Here is a 24,812-nt window from a genome sequence, read left to right as displayed (position 1 = left end):
TTTTCAATCAAATTTCAAAACCATAATCGTAGGAGAAGTCTCTACAAACTTTTTACCTATTTTTCCATCAACATCACCATTAATTCCCATTCCAGTAAAAGAGCCTAAAAGCAATTCTGGAAAATTATTTTTATCAAAGTCGGTTTTTTCTAAGATAAGCCATCTACCTGATGAAGCTTGTTTAAAAGTTTTAAGATTAAACTTTATAGAATCTTTTGTGCTTATATTTTCCATAAAAATAAAACCTTCTTGAGGATCGTTAACAAAATCCGGAAAAAAAGAGGTTAATGCTATATCCAAATCACCATCCTTATCAAAATCAAAGCATACTGATTTGTATGCACCATTTTGGTGTTGGAAAAATGATTCTGTAAAATTATTTTTACCATCATTCAGGTAGATTCTCAACCCATGATAAGGCTTTAGAATCATTGAATAATCTGCATTATCACCATTAATATAAATAATATCGTCGTATCCATCTTTATTCCAATCGACTATGGAAAAAGATACAGAGCCATAGCATGAAGGAAAATTTAATAGTGTATTTACTTTAAAATTGCCATTTCCTTGGTTGTAATATACATCAATTCGTTCTTTGCCTTGAGCCATTAATGTCATAATATCGGGAAGACCATCTTGATTAAAATCTTTTACCGTAACCGTAGTAGCTCCAGGGTCTGTGGATAATATTTTTTTATCGTATTGACCCAAATTATTTTTTAAATAAAGACTGAGTTTACCTGTATGGTTACCATATTCACAAACTATAATATCTTCTTTTTTATCGCCATTCATATCAGCATAGGTTGCATGAACCGGTCGTTGAATATTTTTTAAAATAGTTGAAAACCCTGTGTATTCATTTTCACCTGGTCTTTTAAATATTTTAATTATACTACCTGATGGTGCATCTGTAGGCATAAAGCCTCCCATTAAAGTGGCAAAAATAGTATCAGACTTACAATCTATATGAGAGATTGGAGATGGAAGTGCTAATGTGCTTATTGATTTTAAATTTTTATCTAAAACATTTATAGTGCTATAGTCTGCCTTAGCATCTGCAATATATACTTGGTTTAACTCTGGATTATATTTTATGGCTGTGATCATTGGAGGTGAAATATGAAATTCAGGTATTTCAATCTTCAATCCTTTAACTCCCATTTTTAATACTTTATGAGGAACTGCCAAACTATCTGGTGCATTTTTTACGTAATAATCAACTATTAGCTTCCATTGTTTTTTTGTCAATATGGGTTTTAATGGGAATATGTTTTTTTCCTCTACTAGCGTTCCTCCTATACCGGCTTCTATTAAACTTTGACGAGGCGTATCATCATAAATTCCCATTCTATAGCCCATTTGAGGAAGCGTACCATGTTTCCATGTTTTTTTATCTAACAAATTAGCTTCTGGATAAATATGACAGCTGGCACAATATCCTTTTGCCAGTTCTTCACCCGTGAAAACAATTTCTTCATCTTTGATGGCGTCCAAAACAGGCTTCTTTTCAGTTTTATTATTGCAGGAAATTGAAAGGAAAATAATAAACAGTATAAAGATTTGAATTCTCGGTTTCATTGATTTTAATTTAAAAAAAAGTTTACTATAAAAATGCAACAATTTAGTCATTTGAAATAATATTTATGTCATAAAATATGCTGTTTTACCATTTTAAAAGTTTATAGTTTATCGGTTTCTGTAAAAACAAAAAGAGGGAAATTCATTTCCCTCTTTTAACTTTAGCTTGATAAGGATAACTTATTGTGGATATCCTTGGTTTTGTGGTTTAAGATTAGGATTTTTATCAATCGCCGTTTGCGGGATAGGAAAAATGGTATTATGAGCGTCAAGTTCATAAAAAGTCAAATTTGGTTGATAAAGCTTTATTCTATCTAGCAAAGCTTGACCTGGAACAAATACGTTTCCATTGTCATCATACATGGTTGGAACCGTATATGTTGCATAAGCCGTTTTATTTGTAAGAAGTTTGCCTTGTCGTACTAATTCCTCATAATCTTGACCTTCAAAACAGAGTTCTTTTCTAAACTCTAAATAGATGGCTTCTCGAAGCTCTTCTTTAGTTAATCCAGATAAATCTGGAAGTCCAGCTCTAAATCTAACCCTATTTACATATGGATAAGCATTGGTAGGACCTTCACTTTCATTTATTGCTTCCGCAGCAGTTAATAAAACATCTGCAAATCTCAAAACTTTAATGTTGTAGGGCATACTATTACCTATTTTGTTATCAGGATCCCTATATTTATTTACATGTGGAACAGGATATGTGTTTTCTTGCCATTGAACCAATTCCCCTCCTCCATTAAGTTTTGGGAATTCAGTTAACCAAGTTGCTGGTTTTCTTTTATCATTATCACTGAATTGATTGAACCACCATAAGCTTCCAATAATTGTTCCCCATTGCCCAGGTCCGTAACCGTTATTATTAGGTTCAAAATTATTTCCTAATTCATGACCTTGTGGAGAAACTCCGTTATACTGTACCTCAAAAACACTTTCAACATTGTTATCTACATCACCATTACCCATCCACCAATTGTCTTTTGGATCAAGCATTAAGTCTAAACCATTTGCAGGATTTATAACTGCCAATGCGTTGATTTTAGCATTTGGAAAGTCTTTTGTATAAAGTTGAACTTTGGCTAATAATCCTTGTGCCGCTTCTTTAGAAGCACGACCTACATCATTACCTGTATAAGATGAAATGTTAGGCAAAACTGCCATAGCATCAGTTAAATCAGTAACAATTTGAGCATAAACAGCTTCTGGTGTATCTCTGGAAACCTGAAGTTCACTAATATCAGAAGTACTCGTTTCGTTTAAAATAAGTGGAACACCACCCCATCTTCTAACCATATTAAAGTATGTCAATGCTCTTAAAAATTTCGCTTCTCCAACAATCCTAGCCCTAAGCGTTGGATCCATTTCAATATTAGGAACATGATCAATCACAGCATTGGCCCGATTAATAGCTTGCCATACAGCACTCCATATAGCAATATTGTAACGGGAACTTTTTAACATCCCAGCATCATTTAATTGGATTATTTCAGCACGATCTGAGGTAGCACCCAGTCGAGTAAAACATCCGTCAGAAGCAAGTGCGCTTGATGTAATCCAATATCTTGAATAATAGTCGTTAACTCTTAATGCTGCATAAGCCCCATTTACAGCTGACTCAGCGTCTTGTGCTGTCTTGTAAAAATTAACAGGAGAAATGGAATCCTTGGGAACTTCATCAAGGAAATCTTGGCAGGAGAATGTACTTACCACCAAGAATGAAATTATTATATATTTTAGATTTTTCATATTGTTTATTTTTTAAATTAAAAATCAAGTTTTAGCCCCATTAAAACAGTTTTAGACAGTGGATAAGAGCTAATGTCCCAACCAAACGATCCTCTAACATTTGCACGTCCATTGGTATCAGGATTATAACCTGTGTAATCCGTTATTGTAAACAAATTCTGACCAGTAACATATACAGATCCATTTATATTACCTAATAAACCATTTGGAAAATTATAAGTGAAAGTAATTTCCTTCATTCTAAGGTATGATGCATCTTCTAAAAAGAAATCAGAATCACCAAGTGTTGCTGTTCCACCTACAGGGTTAGGAGTTTGAACAACCGTAGGCCAAACAGCATTAGGATTACTAGGTGTCCAGTAATTAGCTACTTCAGATAATACATTCTGCCCTCTGGTGACACTTGTATTAAATCGTCTCATGGCATTATAAACGAGTCCGCCTTTCTGACCTTGCAAGAAAAATCTTAATTCAAAATTTTTATAAGTAAAAGTTGAATTAATACCATAAGTAAAATCTGGATGAGGACTTCCAAGCACGGTACGATCTTGCGTATTAAGTTGTCCATCGGGAACAACATCCACATATTTGGCCATTCCTGGTATAACGCCTGGTCGAATAGCTTGGTCAGCATCTGCTTCTGCTTGGCTTCGATACAAGCCGTCATAATCATATCCGTAAAACACGCCCACTGGCTGACCTACAGTTACATATGATACAACCGTAGAACCAGCAAAGGTTGGTCGTGCAATTTCATATGATTGGTCACCTTCACCAACTTTATCTGCACTACCAAGAGAAGTAATTTCATTTTTGTTTGCAGCAATATTGAATCCAAGATTCCACTTAAAGTTATCGTTTTGTACTACCATGCCATCCACTGAAAATTCATATCCTTTGTTTTCCATCTCACCTAAATTTTGTACTGATGGATCAAGAATACCCGAAGTTTCCGGGAGATTAACTTCTAGTAATAGATCTTTTGTTTTTTTAATATAATAATCAATTGAAGCCGTAAATCGACCTTTTAGTAATGATGCATCAAGTCCTAAATTAGTTTGACTTGTTATTTCCCATGTTAAATCTGGCACCGCTACGCGTAATGGAGCAAATCCGCTTACTATAGTTCCGTCTCCAAAATTGTATGGATCCGCTTGCAAAAGCGCTAAAGATCTATATGTAGGAAGTTCTTGATTTCCTACTTTACCCCAACCAACTCTAAGTTTTAAATTAGAAAAGAGGTCTTGTTCAGACATAAATGCTTCATTTGAAATTCTCCATGCACCTGCAATAGAAGGGAAAAATGCCCATTTATTTCCATCAGCGAATTTAGAAGAACCATCTCTACGTCCAGTAACAGTTAATAAATAACGCTCATCATAATTATAATTAATTCTACCAAGGAAAGACATAATACTAAATTCGGCATATTGCGAATCTACGATTGGTGGCACGGAACCAGCTCCTAAATCATAAGGGCCAGTTATATCAGTAGCAAAACCTCTAGCAGTAGTTAGTCTATATTCTTCAGTTTCACGTTGAACTGTAAATCCAGCTAATGCTTGAAAATTATGCTTATCAAATGATTTAATATAATTAAGTGTATTCTCATTTAGTAAAGAAGTTCTATCAACAGAACTTACATTGGCAGAATTTATTGGACTAACCGCGTCAAATAAAGAAGTTCTGAAAACATGTCTGTCACGGTGTTCCAAATCAGCTCCTAAGCTTACTCTTAATTTAAGATCTTCGATTAAGGAATATTCTCCATAAATTGACCCTAATATTCTGGTATTTACACTTTCATCTGAGAACTCATTGATAAAAGCTAGTGGGTTACGAGTTCCTTGTGCATCAGGAACACCTGCAGGCATATCATTAAGTACAGAATATGTGCCGTCAGGTTGGTAAACTGGCAAAGTAGGAGCCATTTGTAATGCAGTGGCTGTAATACTATTTGTTGCTTCACCTTCAGTTTCGGCAGCATTATTTATTGATCTTGAAACGCTTAATGAATTACCTATTTTAAATTTATCACTCGCATTGATATCAAGATTTGATCTTAACGAAAATCTTTTGAAATCAGATCCTTTAATAATACCTTCTTGATTAAAAATATTCGCAGATAAATTGTATTGAATGTTTTCAGAACCGCCACTAACACCTATTTGGTGATTTTGAATCATAGCATTTCTAAAAATTAAATCCTGCCAATCTGTATTATATGCGGGAGCTCCACTAAAAACAACTGGATCAGGTATGGGACTATTTGCTGCAGCTTCATTATATATATTTTGAAACTGCTCTGCATTCATCATTTCAATTTTATCAGAGATTGACTGAATACCAGTATATCCATTATATGATATTTTTGGAATACCTTTTCTACCTCTTTTAGTAGTAATAAGAATAACACCATTAGCACCTCTTACTCCATAAATTGCAGCAGACGATGCATCTTTAAGAACCTCAATAGACTCAATATCAGATGGATTTAAGGCTGCTAGAGGATTTTGGTTTACTGTATAATCTGTTCCTGAACTAGCATCTCCTGACCTTCCAGAATTTGTCGCAAATTGTGATTGGCCTGTTACTGGAAATCCATCAATTACATATAAAGGCTCACTACCATTCAAAATGGAAGTTGTACCCCTAATTTTTACGCTAATTCCCCCTCCTGGGGCACCTGAATTATTAGTGATTTGTACACCAGCAATTCTTCCTTGTAATCCTTGTTCCATTGAAGTTATTGGTGAAGAATTAAGTTCACTAGCAGATATGGAAGCTACAGATCCTGTAAGATCTGACTTTTTAACAGATCCATACCCTACTACAACTACTTCATCCAATTCACTAGTATCTTCCGCTAGCTTAACATTCACCGTAGATCCTCCATTTACCGAAATCTCTTGAGTTTTATAACCTAGATAACTAAATACCAAAATAGCGTTAGAACTAGCATTTATAGTATAATTACCATCAAAATCTGTTGCTGTTCCTGTGCTTGTGTTCTTAATAATTACCGAAACACCTGGTAACGGCAATCCTGCTTCGTCTGAAACAGTACCTTTTACATTGGATGTGCTTTGCCCATATATTGGCAGGTATATTATCAACCCTAATAAAAGAAAATAATATTTAATTGTTTTTTTTGTTTTCATACTTAGTTTGTTTAGTTAACTTTTGTTTTTTTGAATGAATAGTTTAATCTTTTTTGATTTTTTCTCTCATAGGCATTTCTAATTTAATGGTTTTTAATTATTGTAATCGATTGTATTTTTAAATTGAAAATTCAAAATTTTAGGTAAAGAGCACTCATTAAAAAATACAATCGATTGCAAAATATATAAAAAAAACATATATTGCAAGTATAATTAAAGCAAAATGAATGCGTTACAAAAAAATAAAATAACGAAATACAAAAAAAAGTATTTATAAATTCAATATTTTAAATTATTAATGCACATTTACTCAATAAATAATCAACGACTTCATAAAGCTACGATTGAAATTTATTATGAAAAAAATAAACTTGTGCAAACTCTTAAAAGAGACAAAAGTTTTAATATTGGAGTTATTGTTCCCTCGAATTAATTATACTAGATTCTTCATTAAAAAATTAATTTAATGCGAAAAAAAACGACAATTTATGACATAGCTAAGGAGCTAAATATAACTGCATCCACTGTTTCAAGAGCATTAAATGATAATCCTAAGATACGTAAAGCAACTCGGGAGTTAGTTCAAAGAACTGCTTTAGAAATGAATTATGAACAAAATAAAGTTGCTTTAGCTCTTAAAAGTGGAAAAAGTAATAATGTAGGGGTTATAGTTCCTAGAATTGACAATAATTTTTTCTCATCTGTAATACGAGGTATTGAAGAAGAATTATATCCTAAAGGATATCATGTAATAATATGTCAAACTCATGATCTTGATGATTTAGAAGTCAATAATATTCATTCATTGTTAAATGTTCAAGTAGATGGCATTTTAATGTCTATCTCTAATGCTGAATTAGAAAAAAATGAGAGCTTTAATAAACTAATTAAAAATAAAAAAACACCTTTAATTTTTTTTGATAGAAAAATTGATATTGATGGAATTAGTTCTGTTACTATAGATGATTTTAAAGCTGGATATGATACGACTCAGCATTTAATTAATCAAGGCTGTAAACGTATTGCGCATTTATCAAACAATCGTTTATTTGAAATTTATAAAAATAGATATTTAGGTTATAAACAAGCTTTAATTGATAATGGATTGAATTTTGATGAAGATTTAGTTATTGAAACAGAAAGTAAAGTTATTGAAGGTCGAAAATCGACAAGCCTTCTTCTTGATTTAGAAATACCTCCTGATGCTATATTTTCTTCAAGTGATTTTGTTGCTCTAGGCGCTTTCCAAGAAATTAAATCTAGAGGGCTTAAAATTCCAGAAGATATTTGTATTGCTGGATTTTCAAATGAACCCTTTACGAGATTTATGGAGTTTACAACAATAACAACAATAAATCAGTTTCCTATAGAAATGGGGCGGATTGCTGCTCAAGTATTTTTAGAAGAAGTAAATATTACTAACGTAAAAAATAAAAAAAATAAAAACGTAGTCTTAACTCCTGAACTAATTATTCGAAAATCTTCTTCAAAACCTTTTATACCAATAAAGAGTTAGACCTAGTTTATAACTTCTTTTTATAATAAAACCCTCTAAGAACTACAATAATTCTTAGAGGGTTATGTAAAAAAAATTTTATTGTTTTGCTATTTTCATAGTTCTACTAACTGAACCTCTTTCAATTTTCAAAAGGTAAACACCTTTTGAAAATTGATTTAAATTAATTGACACAACATCATTATTTCCCATTATTAATTCAGTAAACCATAACTTTTGTCCTGTTAAATTATATAATGATAAAAATGTTTGCTCCATTGTTCCTTCAATTTTTAATTTAATAATATCTCTAGTTGGATTTGGACTTAAAATCAAGTTTCTTAAAACTAAAGTATTTTTATCTTGTCCCAAAGTAGCTGCATCAAATTTATTTGATTTAGCACTTAAACCTCCCATACCGTTTGCAGATCTTATGGAATAAACGCCAGAAATGTTACCAGAAATATCAAAACTGTTTGTCGTTACAAAATCTACAAATACATCGTCTTTAAAAACAGCCCACCCTAATACATAATCATCCTCCTCCCATGTAAGGGTAGAATCTTTATTAGATAATACAGGGATTGCTGCTTGCTCTGTAGCTAATTTTGGTTGCCAAGTATCGGTTCCAGTTAACACATTTTCAATAGTATAAGTTTCTGCTTCTACTGAAGTAAGCACAGGATTAAGCATAACAGTTCCGCCTCCACCATTAGTATAGTTATAAGTTGTTCTTCTTCCAGATAAATCTAAAGATACACCTGATGATGTTATACTGTTATATTCAGCATATACAGATGGAGCAGCTCCCCATTCAGACCAACCTTCGTTAGCAGGAAGCACATTCATAATGGTATTAATAAATACAGTTTTAGGACTATTTTGCCATGGTCGCCCCAATTTATATGTACCATTGGTTTGAGGAAAGCCATCAATCGTACAGTCTCTAAATACATAGCCCCAATTAGATCCAGTGGCTGCTGCTGTTACATGATTACCTCCACGATCTTCTAAATAAATAGTACACGCGTTAAAAAAAACATCACCACCACCAAATATAAAATCAACGGTTCCGTGTATTTCACTGTTTTCTAGGTAAATCCTATTGCTTCCTGTGTAAAATGTATCTTGATTACTTAGAAGTTTTACGTTTTTATAGATGTTTTTATCACCTTGATCTCTTAAGGCCACTGCTCTTCCCGTAAATGTACCTTTACGATAATCCATTTTATTTAAAATAGAAAGGTCTTGCATGTAAATATTTTTAGAATTGCTTTGGAAATTTATAGTTGGTGTGGTACCAATACCTTCATCCTTTGCAAGAGGTTCATTAAAAAGAATAACTCCATCGGCACTTTGACCAATAAATGATACATTAGGTAAGTTAATATATGTTTGTTGTGTGGCATCTCCTGTTGTATTTCCTAAATCATATTCGCCGTCAGGAAAAAATATAAAAAATCGTTCTCCACTTGAAGATGCTGTTTGAGCAGCAACTAAAGCCGCGGCAAAATCACCATCTACACCCACTATAAAATCATATACTTTTTTAGTTACCGTGGGTTTATTAAGTGTTGTGAATGAAATAGAAATAGCATCAACTAATATGTTATCTGTTAAATCTGACACAACATTTCCAGCCAATTCAAATGTGTATTGCGTGTTATAATCTAAGCCTGAGTAATTAAATGAAATTGATTTACCAAATACAACGGGTATTAGATTTTCCCCATTAAGTGTAGCCGTCGTGTTATCAGCTATTTTAACACGCTCATCAAAATTAAACACAACTTTTCCTGTAGCCGATGCGCCTATGGCGTTATTGTCAGGTACAGAGTTAACAAGAATTGGAGCAACACCATCATTGAAAACACTTTCTGTTCCAAAAACATATATGCTAGAAATAGCAGTTCCATCATTAGATGCTGGTGTTCCGATAATATTAGAATTATAATCTGGAATCCATCTTATATAAACGGCTCCAGCATTATCGGCATCAGAAGGCAATGTAAATATCCCATCGTAATAAGTTTTAGCATTTACTAAATCAATAGAACCAATTTGAGTAAAATTTTCACCATCTATTGAATATTCACATAATTGCTTAGCATAAGCGTTATAATTATAAAGCATTGATGCTTGTACTGTAATATCGGTATAATCAGTTGCATTAAAGCTGATTTGATAGTAAAATTTATCAGCAATTGGTTTCCAATTAACCGCAGCATTTCTACCTTCATAACCACCAGATGATGAAGATTTATCTAACCATGAACTTTGTGTTCCGTCTGCTTGACGAAGGATTAAAGAAGAAGCATCGTTAATCACATTTGATGAAAAATCAGCTGGGCGACCACTACTTCCTGTTTTATAAAAATCCCATCCCACAATATAATCTAAAGCATTATACTCTGCTGAAACCGATTTATTATTATCCATTACCACGCTAAGTGTCGCATTGGTTTCTCCAGTTCCCCAGTTTGAAAAATTAAGAATAGGATTATTGCTAGCTGCAAGAGAGACATTCGTGCCTTCTTCATACATTCTAGAACTATTAACCATGGTCCCTAATGGAGAAATATCTACCATATAATCTGCAGCACCTCCGTTTGCAGTAAAATCTAAAGCATATGTATTTATAGAATTAAAATTTGCTTTTACAGTAATGTCACTTGTTACTGTTAACGTATATGGATTATCGGTAGAAATTACATTATCAGCTCCATCTGTCCAGTTTATAAATTCATAACCAAAATTGCGATTTGCAGTAAGTGTTATCTGAGAGCCGTTATCTACAGTTGTAGGTTTGTCAGATGTAATAACTCCACTTTCTAAAGGAGTAACTGCCGTTGTTACGGTATACTGAGCTATATCTTCAATCGTTCCATTTAATACACCCTCAATTTTAATGTTCGCTATTCCAACACTTTTTCCTGGATCTAATGAATAGATATATATTTGTAATGAACCTTCTCCTTCTAAAATAGGAATTGACAAACTACTTACATCAATATCAGCCACATAAGTTGCTTCTAAAAAAGAATCATCTCCTTTTCTATCTGGTTTTATACCAGTCTGTATTGTAGTTAATGCGCCATCAGATGATTTCCAGATAACATCTATAAGTCCGCCACCTGTACCAAAACGCTCACAATTAAAAAAGATGTTTTTTGGAGCAAATGTTAAACCTGTTAAAGGCGTTATATTAAAACTAACAACATCTACAGCTAACCTTGAACCACTTTTAACGGTTGGGGTAAACCTTGTAAAGGTCACACTGTTTTCTTGTCCAGTTTCTGTGCCATTATAAGATAAATTTGATCCTTCGGAAACATAATCTGGTTTCCATAAACTTTCATCAGAATAGGTTGCCATTTGATTCGTAGTTCCTAGATCGAATAACCAAGATACAGTCGAATTTGTATTAGAAGGAATGGTTGTAGAAGTTCCAGACACTGAGAATTTACTTAAATTGAAATTATTACTTGCCGTATTTTCCGTAACACATATAAGTCGAACTATGACACTGCTTTTGTTCTTTGCTGTGATTTGAGCAACATCATTTACTTCAGTACTCCAACCAGATCCCGCATAAGTTGTTTTTGCATCTGCCCAAGTAATTCCTTCATCTATGGAATAAACAACTTCAATAAAATCATCAGAGTTTGATTGTCCTCCATAAAACGTATAATCAAGTTCTATATTAAAATATCCAGTTGTTGGAAAGGTGAATTCGTAATAATTATTGTGGTTTGATGGATTAGTAAAATCGGTTATAGAAAAAGCGCCATCATAATAAATACGCATCACATCCATAATTCCCCCATGATTTTCATGTTTACCAGTAGGAGCATTTAAACGCATATAATAATCTCCTTGATCACCTAGATAAAAATTCGCATATATACTATGTGATGAACTTGTTATAACTCCAGCATAATTACCAATAGAAGTTTCTGTTGGTTTATAAATAACAGGGTCGCTACCTGTTACTGAATATTCATTTGTAAAAGACCAATCAGCAAGTTTTGTTTGAGCCGTTATTTGTTTACATGTAATAATAAATAAGATGATAAAAGCCACAAAGAGCTTATTTTCTTTTACTGAAAATATTTTAGATTTCATAAAAAATAGTTTGGTTGAAAATGTTATTTGAAAAATATGGTATTTGAAAAATTTTAAACTAAAGTAGTATTACTGATGCTTAACCTATTATTATCAAATACCATGTTTAGTCTTCCAATTACTATATTCTGAACCTATTAAACTAGAAGGCCAATTGCCATACCATGAGTAACCATTTCTTCTTTCATGAGTTATTTCCGCTATTGCACTTCTCTTAATGCCATCTCTACTACAGAAAAATGGTTGATTAGTTACTAAATCATAGAATCTACCCCACATAATGTTACCTGGAGCTTCTACCAAAATCTTATCTTTGCCCGTTTCATATTGATCCCCCGTTACACTTACCAAATTATAACCTACTATTTTAGAAGATTCAAACCATGCTACTGCCTTATTAACAGCATCAATTACTTCAGATGACGGAGAATCTATGGTCATTAAAATTCTAACAACCCCTACAGATTCGGACCCACTAATTGATTTCAATTCATAAGACCGTGCATCTGCTGGTAATAAAGTTACTTGATCATGTTGAGCACACCATGCTGTTTTTGTTCCATTTACTACAATTTGAGTTTTTAATATAACATCAACCCCTTTATCAAATGCTATTTGTGCTTGACTTACATAACGTATGTCAATTAGATCCAGATTGTTTTTCTTTAAGAAGATATCTCTCATTAAATTCATAACATTTCCCATAGCATTATCATTATAAGTAATATATCTACTATAATCACCTGGCTCTATAGGATAAACTTGAGGCCATCCACCATTATCGTATTGTGCTTCAAAAATCCAATCAATCCCTCTTATGGCTGCAGCTAAATATTCAGGATTTTGGGTAGCCTTATAAGAGCTTAATAAGAATCTAACTTCTGTTATAGTATGCCCATTATCTATGGTTGTATCTGTTTTATTTTTTCCACTATTAGCTGTGGCTATTTCACTAGATGTTTGCACACGTTCATAACCAGAGAAATCGTTATGAGGTTCTTTTGGCCATCCACCATTAGTACGCTGCCATAATAGCATGTTTTCTGCTTTTAAAATGGTAGCATATACAGGTACTAAACCAGATATCGTTATTTGAAGTTGACCAACCTTTCCACTACCATCAGTAGCTATTGCTGTTATGGTTACTACCCCATTAAGTTTAGGTGTTAATAATCCCGTACTCGATATTGAAGCATATAATGCGTCTGAAACCTCCCAAGTAACAATTCTATTACTAGCAGTTACGGGTAAAACCTGAACAGATAATTGTTGTGGTTGCCCATCTGAAATATCCGTTCCCGTAATTGAGATACTTTCAACAAAAACAGGTGGACCTGATACACCTGATATTGTAATAACTTTTTCTGCCGAAATTCCAGACTCATCATTTGTAGTTGCAGTTACTGTTACAGTTCCGTTTTCCACCGGTGTTAAAAGCCCAGAACTCGATATGACAGCTATTGATTCATCTGATACACTCCATGTTATAGTTTTATTAGTCGCATTATTTGGAAGCACAGCAACAACTAATTGTTTCGCTTTTCCATCTACAATATCACTTCCATTAATTATTACATTTTTTACTAGAATATTTTTAGAGTTTACATCTACAGGATTATCACTAGAGCAGCTAATCATAAAAACTAGAGCAAAAAATGCTTTTAAACCTTTGAGTTTTTTCATCATAATTATCATTTGTATTATTTTATTTAGTTTTAATTATAATCGATTACATTTAAAAGTGGTGATTAGTAATCAACTAAACATAATACAAGACAAATCATAATAACCCTTGTTTTTGAGTGTGTTATTTTAATAAAAAAGGCTTAAGATTATTTAATTTTACGGCATTGGCTTTAAACCTTCCCATTTAACGTTCCACGTCCCATCTTTTGGAAATCCTGGGTTTTTAATAGTATTCCCATCATAACCAGCACACATAAGTGCTATAGCTGAAAGTATACCACCATTTCCAGGAAGATATAATGTTAGCCGTTCTGTTTGGTAATTGTGCCCACTTGGCAGGTAAGTATTTGTTATTTGATCTCTTAATAATGCTTTTATAGCATCCTTTGGTCTGTTAAGTCGTGTAGCAGTCATCGCTTCTAAGGGGAAATCCCAACCCCAAGTATGATCCCAATTCCAAACTTTATCTACAATATCAAAAGTATGGTTCATTATTGATACATCAACAAAATTATTATGTGGTAACATGCTCATAGCTCCCAAAACGGCAGGATGGTCAATAGTATGCTCACTTGTTGGAGAATATGAATTAGGAACACTTTCTGCCGCTAAATAGACACCATCTTTTTGAGCCATTGGAGATAGTTTATCAATAATTTTTTGCCATTCTGCTTCAGGTTCTAACTCTAATCTTTCACGCCATTGTTGTGCTACTTGTAACGCCCATTTCCAATACGCCAACTCCCAAGGCGAGTTGAATGTTTCTAATTTATTAAAACATTCTTGTGCTGGAATAATACCTTTTCCTAAAATATATCGGTCATTTTCTGCATCATAATTTGGATAAGATGCCATAAAATCGGCTGTTGAAAAAATGAGTTTTTTATACTTTTCTAAATTTTCTTTTGAGGGATTGTTTCGATAAATTAACTCCGATAAATAAATAACATGTGGTTGTTGCCATATTAAAAACGACCCTATATCTGATGGCGCTTCATCTGCATTATGGTCGGTCATTTTTTGCCAACGCACCCCTTTATAACCTTGTCTTTTAGCTATTAACTTCGCTTTATCATATGCATCAAAATACCAACCTATACTGTTTTCCAATAAATTGGTTCTTCCCCAAAGCGGATAATGTGCCGAATGCCACCAATACATTTCCATATGTGGTTTACCATACCAGCTATTATAAGTTAAACCTGTTTCTTGTATTGGATAGTTTCCTGCACATTGCGAACGTGTTAAATATTGTGATAATACTACGCGTCTTTCAATTTCAAAAGCTCGAGTGTCGGTACATTCTGAAAAATCTACAACACCTCCCGATTGCCAAAAGTTTTCCCACCCTTCAATACTGTTTTTTTCAACATTATTGAAAGCCATTGCTCCTTCACTTTTAGATTGTAAAAATTCTACTGCAACTTCAAAACTATCTTTAGCACTTGGTTGAATGATAAAATGATGATCTTCAACTTTTGTTAGGGTTGCTTCTGTATTTAAATTAGCCTTTACAAAATAGTGGTCGCTATCTAAAGTTCTATTAAAAACAAACACTTTTCCTGTTTGTTCGTTTACCGTGGTTTCATGCAATTCATTACTAACATAATTAGTACCTCTATCTTCAAATAGATTGGTTGGATATGGGAATCTAAATTTTAATTTTATACGATTTTCTTTTAATAGCGGCGATTCAATTTTCGCTGCAATAGCATCTTTATTAGCATCTCCATATGTTACTACTTTTACAGAAACACCTTCAATAGTAAAATGACTTTCAATTTTACCTGTCCAAAGGTTTAGTTCTTGATTGATGTTCTTTAAATCTTCTGGTTTAGCAACTGTTCCGTCTTTCTTTATTATTTCTAAACCCACATTTCCTAATTGAAGACGGTGTGGGTTGGCTCTAAAATAATTAACAGCATTCACACTTCTTTCTGGTGCTTTAATTTGAACCGCATATAAGTTGTTTTCGCTTCCATTAAAATTATAGGCCTGTAACGTTTCGCTGAATTCATAGTTTTCCGGATTTGGAGATGTATGCCATCCCCATTCTGATTGTGTTCCTAAGGGCACACCTTTTTCGTAAAATTCGGGAAATGTTTGTAATCCTGTAGCGTCTACTGTAAAAGCAAATTTACCATTACCAACATTTAATGAACCAAGCGTATCGACGGCTGTTATTTTTACATTATGGCGTGTTACTACAGCTTTTCTATCTATATTTTGAGGTGTTTCTGTTTTCTCTTTACATGAATGAAAATTCAAAAAAACTAAAATTAAGACTGAAAGAAGATTTATTTTTTTCATTAATTAGAATTGTTTTAATATTTAGTTTATTTTAAATATAAATCCTGAAGCTGTTTCATATTTACCGCCCTGCGAAGCAGTAAATAAATAGGTTGGTGTCCCGTTTTGAAACAATATTTGCGGACGTTCTGCACGTCCATAACGGTTTAAATGTTTTGGTGCTGGTGGTTGATTTACATATTTATTAAGTTCTTGATAACCAATTAATGGTTTTGACCACTGTTTCCCGTCTTTTGAACTCATATAAAGTCCTTTATCAATTCCATAAACACCAAGATCTCGTGCTAGCATATGAAATGTTTCTCCATCACACCACGTAAAAGCATCTTCGCATTGCTGGTTATTTCCCATAGAGTGATAATCTATCACTGGATTTCCTTCATATTTAACATAAGGACCTTGCAACGATTTTGCAATGGCCAATCCATATTTTCGATTGCCTCTAACTTCAAACTTAGGGTTTACATACCCTTCGGTATCAAACGACTTATAGTATAACCAATATTCGCCATTTGGATGTTTTAAAAAGGATGGATTTGTAGTGCAATGGTCGTCCCATTCCCCTTCATTTCCAGGATGCAATAATGGTTCATCTGGACGTTTCCATGGCCCATAGAGTGAATCGGATGTTGCTAACCCAATACGCTGTGTATCCAGTTTTCTATTGGAGTTTCCCATAAAAAACAAGACATATTTTCCATCAACAAAATGAATACTTGGGTTGTGACAGGTGGTTGCATCCCAATAACCTTCACCTCGTGGTGCCAATACTGTACTCACATATTCGTATGGACCTTCAGGTTTATCGGCTACTGCATGTGCAATTTCCGAACTATTTGTCCAACCACTCATGCTTTTTGCTTTAGGCCATCGTGAAAAAAACACATGAATTTTACCATCAGGACCTTCAAATGGGCTATTGCACCACACATAATAATCTTGAAACTCTAAGGCACGACCAACAGGAGTTAAACGTTTTTCAAAATCTGACAATGGTAGTTGTTGTTCATTTCCATTAAAAAAGGTACTCGCTTGCATAGGCAAACATGCACCTAAAGAAGCAAGAATTGATGTTGATATAAACTCCTTCCTATCCATTTAATTTCTTACTAAAGTTACACTCATTATCCCAATAACCACTTCATTTGCAATTGCTTTTATTTCAATATTCTTTAAAGTTTTACTTCCATTTAATGGTAAATCTAAAATGGTTGCTGCTCCGCCATCAATACCAAAATCGGTAAAACCTTTTATAGGTGTAAAATCTTTAAAACCTCTTGTAATAGTTCCAGATTTTAAATAAACTCGTGGTGGTTTTGGCGCATCGGTTGTAAAGGCTAAACCGTCTACAAAATAATCTTGTTCAATAGGCCACCAGTTTTCTGGGTTTTTTAATTCTAAGGTTTCAATGGTTCCGTCGGTATATGTTACTATAATTTCACCATTCACAAATCGACTTTGCATCGGGTTTGTAGTTCCTGCCATCATAAAATATGCATGGGTTGCTTTACCAGAAAGCGGTATTTCGATAGACGTTGGGAAATTATCCCATTGTGAGACAAAGGCAATATTATTTTTATTTGCTTCTGAAGGCGTGCTAAAAGGAATATTCTGCGGACTTACAATCGTGTTATTTTCGCCTGCTTTTTTACGCAAACCAGAATCGTCAATAATTGGTTTTATAAACGGATAACACCAGTTACCAATTCCTTGAGTTGGGAGTTGTAATGTTGGTGATGTTGGTCTCGGACTTAAGTATTGCTGTTCAAAAACATCGGTTACTTTGCTGTTGAAAATGGTTTCTAAGTTGATTTTGTCAAACTTCATTTCAGACGAGAGTTTTTTATCCCAATTTTGGAATTTGGAAATAGCCTCCTTTTGAGGAGACACCTTTAAATGCACAGGTTGCCACCAAATCATATCTTTTTGTTTCAACTGAACAAAAAATGTTTTATTACCTTCTTTTGAATTAATTGTAAAATCTAATTGATTCTTTGTTTTCTTTACTTCTGAAATTGAAGCTTGTGGATCGTTAACCTTAACAATTTCTGCTTTTGAAGTTTTAAAGATTAATGGTTTGTTTTGATACCCTTCAAACTCAAATTTAGATTGTTCAAGTTTTCCTTCTTTTAATTTAATTTCAATTATATATTGTTTTTGATATGGACTCTCAATAACAACTTTAGGATTGCCAATGGCGGTTTCATCAAACTTCCAATCAACTTTTTTTCCATTTATTTTAACGTATTCAACAGCTTCATTTAAAACATTCACAGAGAAATGAAGTTTCATTTGATTGTTAAATTTTGAATCGATATTATATTTTAAACTATTATTCTCTTCCGCGAAAGCGATTTTAACATCTGGAATATCTAACAAAGCATACTTCCAATCTTTAGGAAACCCTGGTTTAATAAACAACATATTTTCAATAGCATTGGGTTGAATTCCAAACAAACCTTCTACCAAAGAACGAGCAGCCATAGCAATGGGGTCGGCAAAATCTCGGTACAATTCGCCACGAATCGCATCATAATAAGATAACTGCTGAAAACTCCCTGGTGATGCTCCTAAATACATACTTTCAACTAAGGCACTGTGCCATAACTGAAACGCTTTTTCGCTTCTGCCACCTTGCCAATAAGCCAAAGCTGTATGCAAATTTTCAGCCAAAGCAACATTGTTAACAGACCATGTATAAGGTTGCCAATTGGTGGTTGAAACAAGTTGTAAATCATCAAAAGGCAAACCTTCAGCTTTTACGGGAATATGCGGGATTTCTGTATCTAGATATCTTAAAGATTCATAGGCTTGAAATGTGTTTGCTATGTTTTCATCTAAAGCATGATAAATCGTCCAAATTCCTGGAGTATCGTGTAGCAATTGGTTTCCTAACAAGTCTTTATACTCAGCAAAAACACCTTTTTGGGGCATCCACAATTTACTATCAATGGCCGATTTAATGTGTTTAGCTTCCTTGATATATGGCTCTGGGTTTTCACCCAAAAGCTTTGCAATGCTTGCTGCCAACAAATTGCAACTATAATTATACGCCGAAGCATAAGTAACACCACCACCAGTATATTGCAGGGCGTCGCTTGCCCAAATCATGGCATAAGCATCATAAAGTCCATCGTTGTCCGCATCAAAATTTCGCTTTTCCCAAGCGATGTGGCGTTTTATAACAGGCCATATTTCTTTCATAAAACCCAAATCGCCTGTCCATTGATAATGACGAAGGATTTGATTAATGAATACCGAGTTCATATCGTAATGGTGCGCCACCGTATTCTTATTTGGATGCCTGCTAATATAACCACTACTAAACATGGCGGTTCCCATCACTTCTTTTTGTCTGGCAAAATTTCGGAACGTATCCAATACCACAGGACCTGTTTCGGGTTCTATAACCTGTGAATTTCCATAACTTTTAAAATGCATTTCTGCTCTATCATGCCAACCTAAAGGGGTTGCAACAGAAGCACCTCGCCATGCGTTTAAGTGCATACGCCATGCTATGGAACCATGTAAAAAAGCTGGCGATTCCCAAATAGCATCTCCAGCAATAGCTAAAGCACCTCCCAACGTATTTAGGTAAGGATCGGGTGTTTTTAAAGTAACTCGCGATGCTAGTTTTTTCACCTTTTGCATCGCTTCAACAAATTCAGATTCTAATTGTGGTTGTGTTGTTGGAACTACGGCCTCATTATTTTCTAATTTCCACAGTAATGTGTCATTAGAATTCAAATGGATTTCTCCAATGACAACAGGTAATTTATCAACATTAGATTCAAATAATTCTTTAGGATTTTTTTCAGAATTAACCTCAACCAACTTTATATCGGACTTAGGGAAATATCCAGAAATGGTTCTATTATTTCCTGTTTTTTGTTTGTTGTTTTCTGAGCCAAAATTTAATAGAAAACCGTCCTTTTGAAGGGTGTATTGATTATTTACACAATATTCTGGTTGCAAGTAAAACACTGATTCTGGGTCGGCACCAATATCGCCATCACGACTAAACTTCTTACCACTTGCGCCTCCATACAGCCAAATTAAATCGACATTTTTAGGAATATTTTCAGTTTCAACTTTTAAAATCATTGCTTCATTATTAGCATGAGCAATAACTTGTATTTTGATTAAACCATTTGAAAAAGATGCATCTCTAATTTCATAATGCATCGTGCCTTGAATGTAACGTGTTTTAATTGAATCACAATCCGTAATCCATTTGCTAACAACATTGGTAGAAATTCCCAGTTTAAAATTACCACCCATACCAGGCATGTAAAGTGCGAATTCTGGCAAATCGCCAGCTTCTACTCTAAAACCTGTATTGGTTCCGTATAAAGCTCTATTAAATTTTCTGGAACCATTCTTTAAAACGAAACTTTCGCCATCTGGAACGTAATGGATTTTTCTTGTGTTTATTTCTTGAGAGATTCCTTGAATTACAAAACCAAAACATAAAAATAAACAAACTATTTTGGTATAATTTTTAATGAGATACATCTACAAATTTTTCTAGTTTACTCTAATTTATTTATTCGCTTTTAACTGTAATGAACTATCATTAATTTCAAAGTCGTTATTCTTTAAAAGCATAATAATTTCTGCACCAGCTAACATAACTGGGCCATATCCATGAGCAGCATAAACATGAATAGGTCTGTAATAGTAAAATGCAGGGTCAAAACCCATACCGGTACCTACACAAGTACCTTCTACATGTCCCTTTTCATTTACTTTTGTTGATACAGCGTTCCAAGCAAGCATGGCTACAGGAGAATATGCAGCTTTGTCTATATACCCTCTATTAATAGCGCGTGTTATGGAATAAGCATAAATGGCTGTAGCTGAAGTTTCTAAATAAGTATCATTTCGGTCAATAAGTTGATGCCAGAAACCAGTACCATCTTGGTAATGTACCAAACCTTTTATATGGGCACGTAATTGATTTAAAACATCCTTATAACCAGAATGATCTTTAGGTAACACTTCCAATAGCTCAACAAGAGTCATAACCGCCCAGCCATTCGCTCTCGCCCAATGAAATTGTGGATGTTCTTCCATTGATTGTACCCAACCATGCATATATAAGCCATTTTGATTATTAAACATGCGTTCGGAAAATTGACGAACTTGTTTAACGGCATCATCAAAATATTTTATATCACCCGTTAATTTACCCATTTGTGCCAATGCGGGCACACTCATAAATAAATCATCTAACCACAAAGTATTGGGTTGGGGTCTGTTTCTTGCTAAAGTTCCATCTGGCAAACGAAACTGTTTATTGCTTATGTAAGCTATAAAATTATCAATTAAAGGTTTTAAATCTGCATTTAAACCTGCTCTTTGTGCCTTAATCATGGCTGCACACACCGCACCCGCATCGTCTAAAGCTTCAGGATGCAATGATTGGATAATTGGCGAAGGGTAATTTTTATCCTTTTTTAGCATTTTATTATAAAAGGGAGCTATATCAGCAATAAGTTTTAAACGCTTATTGGTATAATTGGCATATTTAGAATTTCCTGTTGCCTCAGTAGCTAATAACATACCTCCATAAGTAACACCCCATTCGTAACTTGTTAACCTAAAGACTCCGGGTTCGAAAACTGTGTTTTTATCTAAATTTTTAAGATTTACAACTTCTTTATTCGTTTTAGAATCTATTAATTTAGAGGCTGTTTTGCTTTCAAGAAAATTATAAACTCTATCTAAAGTCGCTGTAACTTCTTGTATAGATTGTGCTCCATAGGGAATGGGATAATCTGGTTGCATAGCATGAAGAGGTGAAGTTACATCATTAACAAGTTCTTGAGCTAAAACATTTAATGAACTCAGCAAAAACATAACAGTAAAACTGATTTTGACAGCTAAGAGATTTATTTTCATATCTTATTTAGTTTATAATTTTTATGTTTATCTCGGTTGATAATTGATTGGTTACGTTTTTTAAATAGGTTTCAAAATAGGATTTATCAACAAAACCAGAATCGCTTAATTCCCAACAAGCAATGGCGTAATAACTTATTGGTTTGTTATTTTTAATGCTAAGTTTTGCTAAAAACGTATTGGATATATTTCCTGTTTTTGGAGCTTCGGTGTAACCCAAATAGTTGTCTTTGGGAAGAATTAACGCCATACCTAACCACCAACCCTTGTCGTAAGTTTGTTGATCATGTGTATACAACACGATATATTTATCGTTTTCTCCAATGATTGATAACGGATTATCGTTATTAATATTTACCAAACCAACGGCTAAGTTTTCATCACCTTGAAGTCCTGAAATAGCAACTGTATTTTGATAGCCATACATCCCAGGCCAAATAGTGGTTTTCTCTTTAACATTATAAGTTCTATCGCTAGAAGGTTTCCAATTTTGATAGTTATAACTTAAAACAGATTCTACAGGGCCTTCCGCTTGAATTTTAAAAGTTGTTTTTTCAACATTATTTAATGTGTCATTTACTGTAATTCCTAAACGCATTAACACATTATCTGTAATTAAAGCATAACCTCCAAGACCTAAAGAATTTCCAACAGCCAGTATATCTCGACCCCAAGCTTCTATAACATGGTAATTATCTTCAACTTCTCCTTTAGAATTAACACCTACATTTTCTGGTGACATTTGAGATGTTTTTTTTCCAAAAAGATCTTTAGCATTTCTACCATCTAAATAATGCCTAAAACCTACTTTATCGTTTTCCCATGATGGTCCATCGGTTTGATAGCGTTGATATCCCAAAGACTTAGGTACTCCATTAGCAAACAATACTTCTTCGGTAGCTGGTTGTACTGGAGACTCTTTTGACGAGCGTTTTCCAAAACGCGCACTAGTTCTAATAACATACTCTGGTTTATTTTCAATCCATTTCAGCCGAATTTTTTTAGTTTCTTTAGCAGAAATATCTATAACAAAAAATAATTCATCCCATTCACCGTCATCATTCGTATCATTTATTTGAGATGGAATGGTATCCGTTTTATTAATCAACAAAGGGTACTTATTAATACTATCTATAATAGGTAACTGATTTCTTCTTATAGTAATAGCTTTGTCAATTAGTAAATTATCTGAAGGATTGGTTAACTTGATAGTTACAGTATGCTTTTGTGTTTTACAAGCCATAAATTGTAAAACGACAAAAATTACAAGAGTATTTATCTTTATTATTTTATTCATCTTCATTGAATATTAGGTTATTTTATTTCTTGAAGATACACAGATTCTCCAAAATCAACTTTGGTAGTATTTTCTATTGATATTTTAGAACTATCTTTCGTTATTATTTTCACATTATTCAATTTCCAATTAGAACTGTAACTAATCTGTCCTGCTGTTTCTGATTTAATGTGTACATTGCTTAATGTAATATTATCTATCACAGAATTATCTAACCCACTTACATTAATAGCTGTTTTTGCGCCTTTTACATCAATATTATTTATGGTTATATTTCTAAAAGTGGGGATTCCTTTTGAAGGAGGTTCTACGGCATGAAGCATTTTTTTCCAGTGTTCTGGAATTGTCTTTTCATCAAATTCTTCTGGTAATTGCGAATAACTATATGCTGGATTCCAATTCATACCCACTTGCATAAAAGTACCTACCTTTTCCATAGTAATGTTTTCCATATAAATATCTTCAACTGTTCCTCCTCTATTGGTTGCCGATTTAATATTCAAACCGTTTTTAGTACCCAATCCTTTAATATTTGATACATATACATGACGGATGCTACCCGCTGTTTCGCTTCCCAAAGTAAATAAGCCAGCACCTTTTCTTGCTATACAGTCTCTTATTACAATATACTCGGTTGGTTTATTTACACGTTGTCCATCCCAATCTCTTCCTGCTTTTAAGCAAAAATTATCGTCGTTACAATCTATATCGCAATTTTGCACTAATATCCATCTAGACGAATCTATATCAATCCCATCAGTACTTGGTCCATGACCTCCAATGTTATTTTTTATTGTTAAACCATCCACCGTAACATATTCTGAATACAATACTTGAACCGTCCAGAAACCTGCTCTTTGAATATTTAAATCTTTAACAAAAACATTTTTTGAATTCGAAACTAAAATAGTTCTTGGGCGTTTAGCATCATAATCCACTATCCAGCGTAACCCTCTCGGTTCGTAATCGTTCTTTCTTAAATCCCAATAATAATCCCAAAACACCTTTCCTTGTCCGTCAATAGTCCCTTCTCCCCCTATAGTCACATTATTTTGATTATCAACATTAATTAAAGCTGCTGGCCATACCATCTCAATACCTGCAATACGCGTATCAATTTCTTTATAGTCCTTAATATCTTCACTCCCTTTAAGAACAACATCTTTGGGAACTATAAATTGAATTCCTTCTTTTAGAAAAACAGAACCAGTTAAATAAACACCGGGTTTAAAAGTTACTGTACCACCACCTGCTTTTGCACAAGCATCAATAGTATTTTGTATCATTTTGGTGTTTAGTACTATGCCATTGTTAACTGCACCAAAATCGTTTACAAAATATATTTCATTTTTAAAACTATTTAATTTAGCACCTACTTTATCTACCCAATCAGGTTTTATTGCATTAGTGAGTTGTTCATTTTTATTGGGTAAATTCTTGTTTTGTTTACAAGAAAATAACATGATCGAAATAAGAAACAGTTTTAAAATTTTCATAT

At 33.5% G+C, this 24,812-nt stretch carries 12 protein-coding genes; 1 reads left to right on the top strand and 11 read right to left on the bottom strand.

Annotation, left to right across the window (positions count from 1 at the left end; genetic code table 11):
- Positions 1 to 3 precede the first annotated feature (3 nt).
- The 3 genes from QLS71_RS09115 to QLS71_RS09105 form a co-directional block, all read right to left on the bottom strand.
- Positions 4 to 1,584: a VCBS repeat-containing protein gene (locus tag QLS71_RS09115; RefSeq protein WP_308991073.1), complete on the bottom strand. Its 1,581-nt coding sequence runs from the start codon at positions 1,582 to 1,584 to the stop codon at positions 4 to 6.
- 180 nt (positions 1,585 to 1,764) lie between these two features.
- Positions 1,765 to 3,336 carry a RagB/SusD family nutrient uptake outer membrane protein gene (locus tag QLS71_RS09110; RefSeq protein ID WP_308991074.1) on the bottom strand — a complete coding sequence of 524 codons (1,572 nt, stop codon included), beginning with the start codon at positions 3,334 to 3,336 and terminating at the stop codon, positions 1,765 to 1,767.
- Between the two features lie 17 nt (positions 3,337 to 3,353).
- Entirely contained in the window at positions 3,354 to 6,497 is a 3,144-nt protein-coding gene (locus tag QLS71_RS09105; protein WP_308991075.1) for a TonB-dependent receptor, read from the bottom strand.
- Positions 6,498 to 6,963: 466 nt separating this feature from the next.
- On the opposite strand from QLS71_RS09105, the gene QLS71_RS09100 reads away from it, so the two are divergent.
- Positions 6,964 to 8,013, top strand: a complete 1,050-nt coding sequence (locus QLS71_RS09100; protein WP_308991076.1) for a LacI family DNA-binding transcriptional regulator — start codon at positions 6,964 to 6,966, stop codon at positions 8,011 to 8,013.
- Positions 8,014 to 8,091: 78 nt separating this feature from the next.
- Here the strand turns inward: QLS71_RS09100 and QLS71_RS09095 are convergent, their stop codons facing one another.
- The 8 genes from QLS71_RS09095 to QLS71_RS09060 form a co-directional block, all read right to left on the bottom strand.
- Complete coding sequence (locus QLS71_RS09095) at positions 8,092 to 12,117, bottom strand: pectinesterase family protein (protein ID WP_308991077.1); 4,026 nt, start codon at positions 12,115 to 12,117, stop codon at positions 8,092 to 8,094.
- A 93-nt stretch (positions 12,118 to 12,210) separates the two neighbouring features.
- Entirely contained in the window at positions 12,211 to 13,803 is a 1,593-nt protein-coding gene (gene pelA, locus QLS71_RS09090; protein WP_308991078.1) for a pectate lyase, read from the bottom strand.
- Positions 13,804 to 13,959: 156 nt separating this feature from the next.
- Positions 13,960 to 16,113 carry a hypothetical protein gene (locus tag QLS71_RS09085; RefSeq protein WP_308991079.1) on the bottom strand — a complete coding sequence of 718 codons (2,154 nt, stop codon included), beginning with the start codon at positions 16,111 to 16,113 and terminating at the stop codon, positions 13,960 to 13,962.
- 21 nt (positions 16,114 to 16,134) lie between these two features.
- The gene (locus QLS71_RS09080; RefSeq protein ID WP_308991080.1) at positions 16,135 to 17,211 is read right to left on the bottom strand and encodes a glycoside hydrolase family protein; all 1,077 of its coding nucleotides are present in this window, start codon (positions 17,209 to 17,211) and stop codon (positions 16,135 to 16,137) included.
- Positions 17,212 to 20,628, bottom strand: a complete 3,417-nt coding sequence (locus tag QLS71_RS09075; protein ID WP_308991081.1) for a DUF4450 domain-containing protein — start codon at positions 20,626 to 20,628, stop codon at positions 17,212 to 17,214. It abuts the gene before it with no gap.
- 27 nt (positions 20,629 to 20,655) lie between these two features.
- Complete coding sequence (locus QLS71_RS09070) at positions 20,656 to 22,017, bottom strand: glycoside hydrolase family 88 protein (protein ID WP_308991082.1); 1,362 nt, start codon at positions 22,015 to 22,017, stop codon at positions 20,656 to 20,658.
- A gap of 7 nt (positions 22,018 to 22,024) precedes the next feature.
- The gene (locus QLS71_RS09065) at positions 22,025 to 23,314 is read right to left on the bottom strand and encodes a DUF4861 domain-containing protein (RefSeq protein WP_308991083.1); all 1,290 of its coding nucleotides are present in this window, start codon (positions 23,312 to 23,314) and stop codon (positions 22,025 to 22,027) included.
- A gap of 17 nt (positions 23,315 to 23,331) precedes the next feature.
- Entirely contained in the window at positions 23,332 to 24,810 is a 1,479-nt protein-coding gene (locus tag QLS71_RS09060) for a glycoside hydrolase family 28 protein (RefSeq protein WP_308991084.1), read from the bottom strand.
- Positions 24,811 to 24,812 lie beyond the last annotated feature (2 nt).

Source organism: Mariniflexile litorale, from assembly GCF_031128465.2.
Lineage (GTDB): Bacteria > Bacteroidota > Bacteroidia > Flavobacteriales > Flavobacteriaceae > Mariniflexile > Mariniflexile litorale.
Note: the sequence above shows the minus strand (reverse complement) of the source record. Positions and strands in the feature narration are given on the sequence as shown.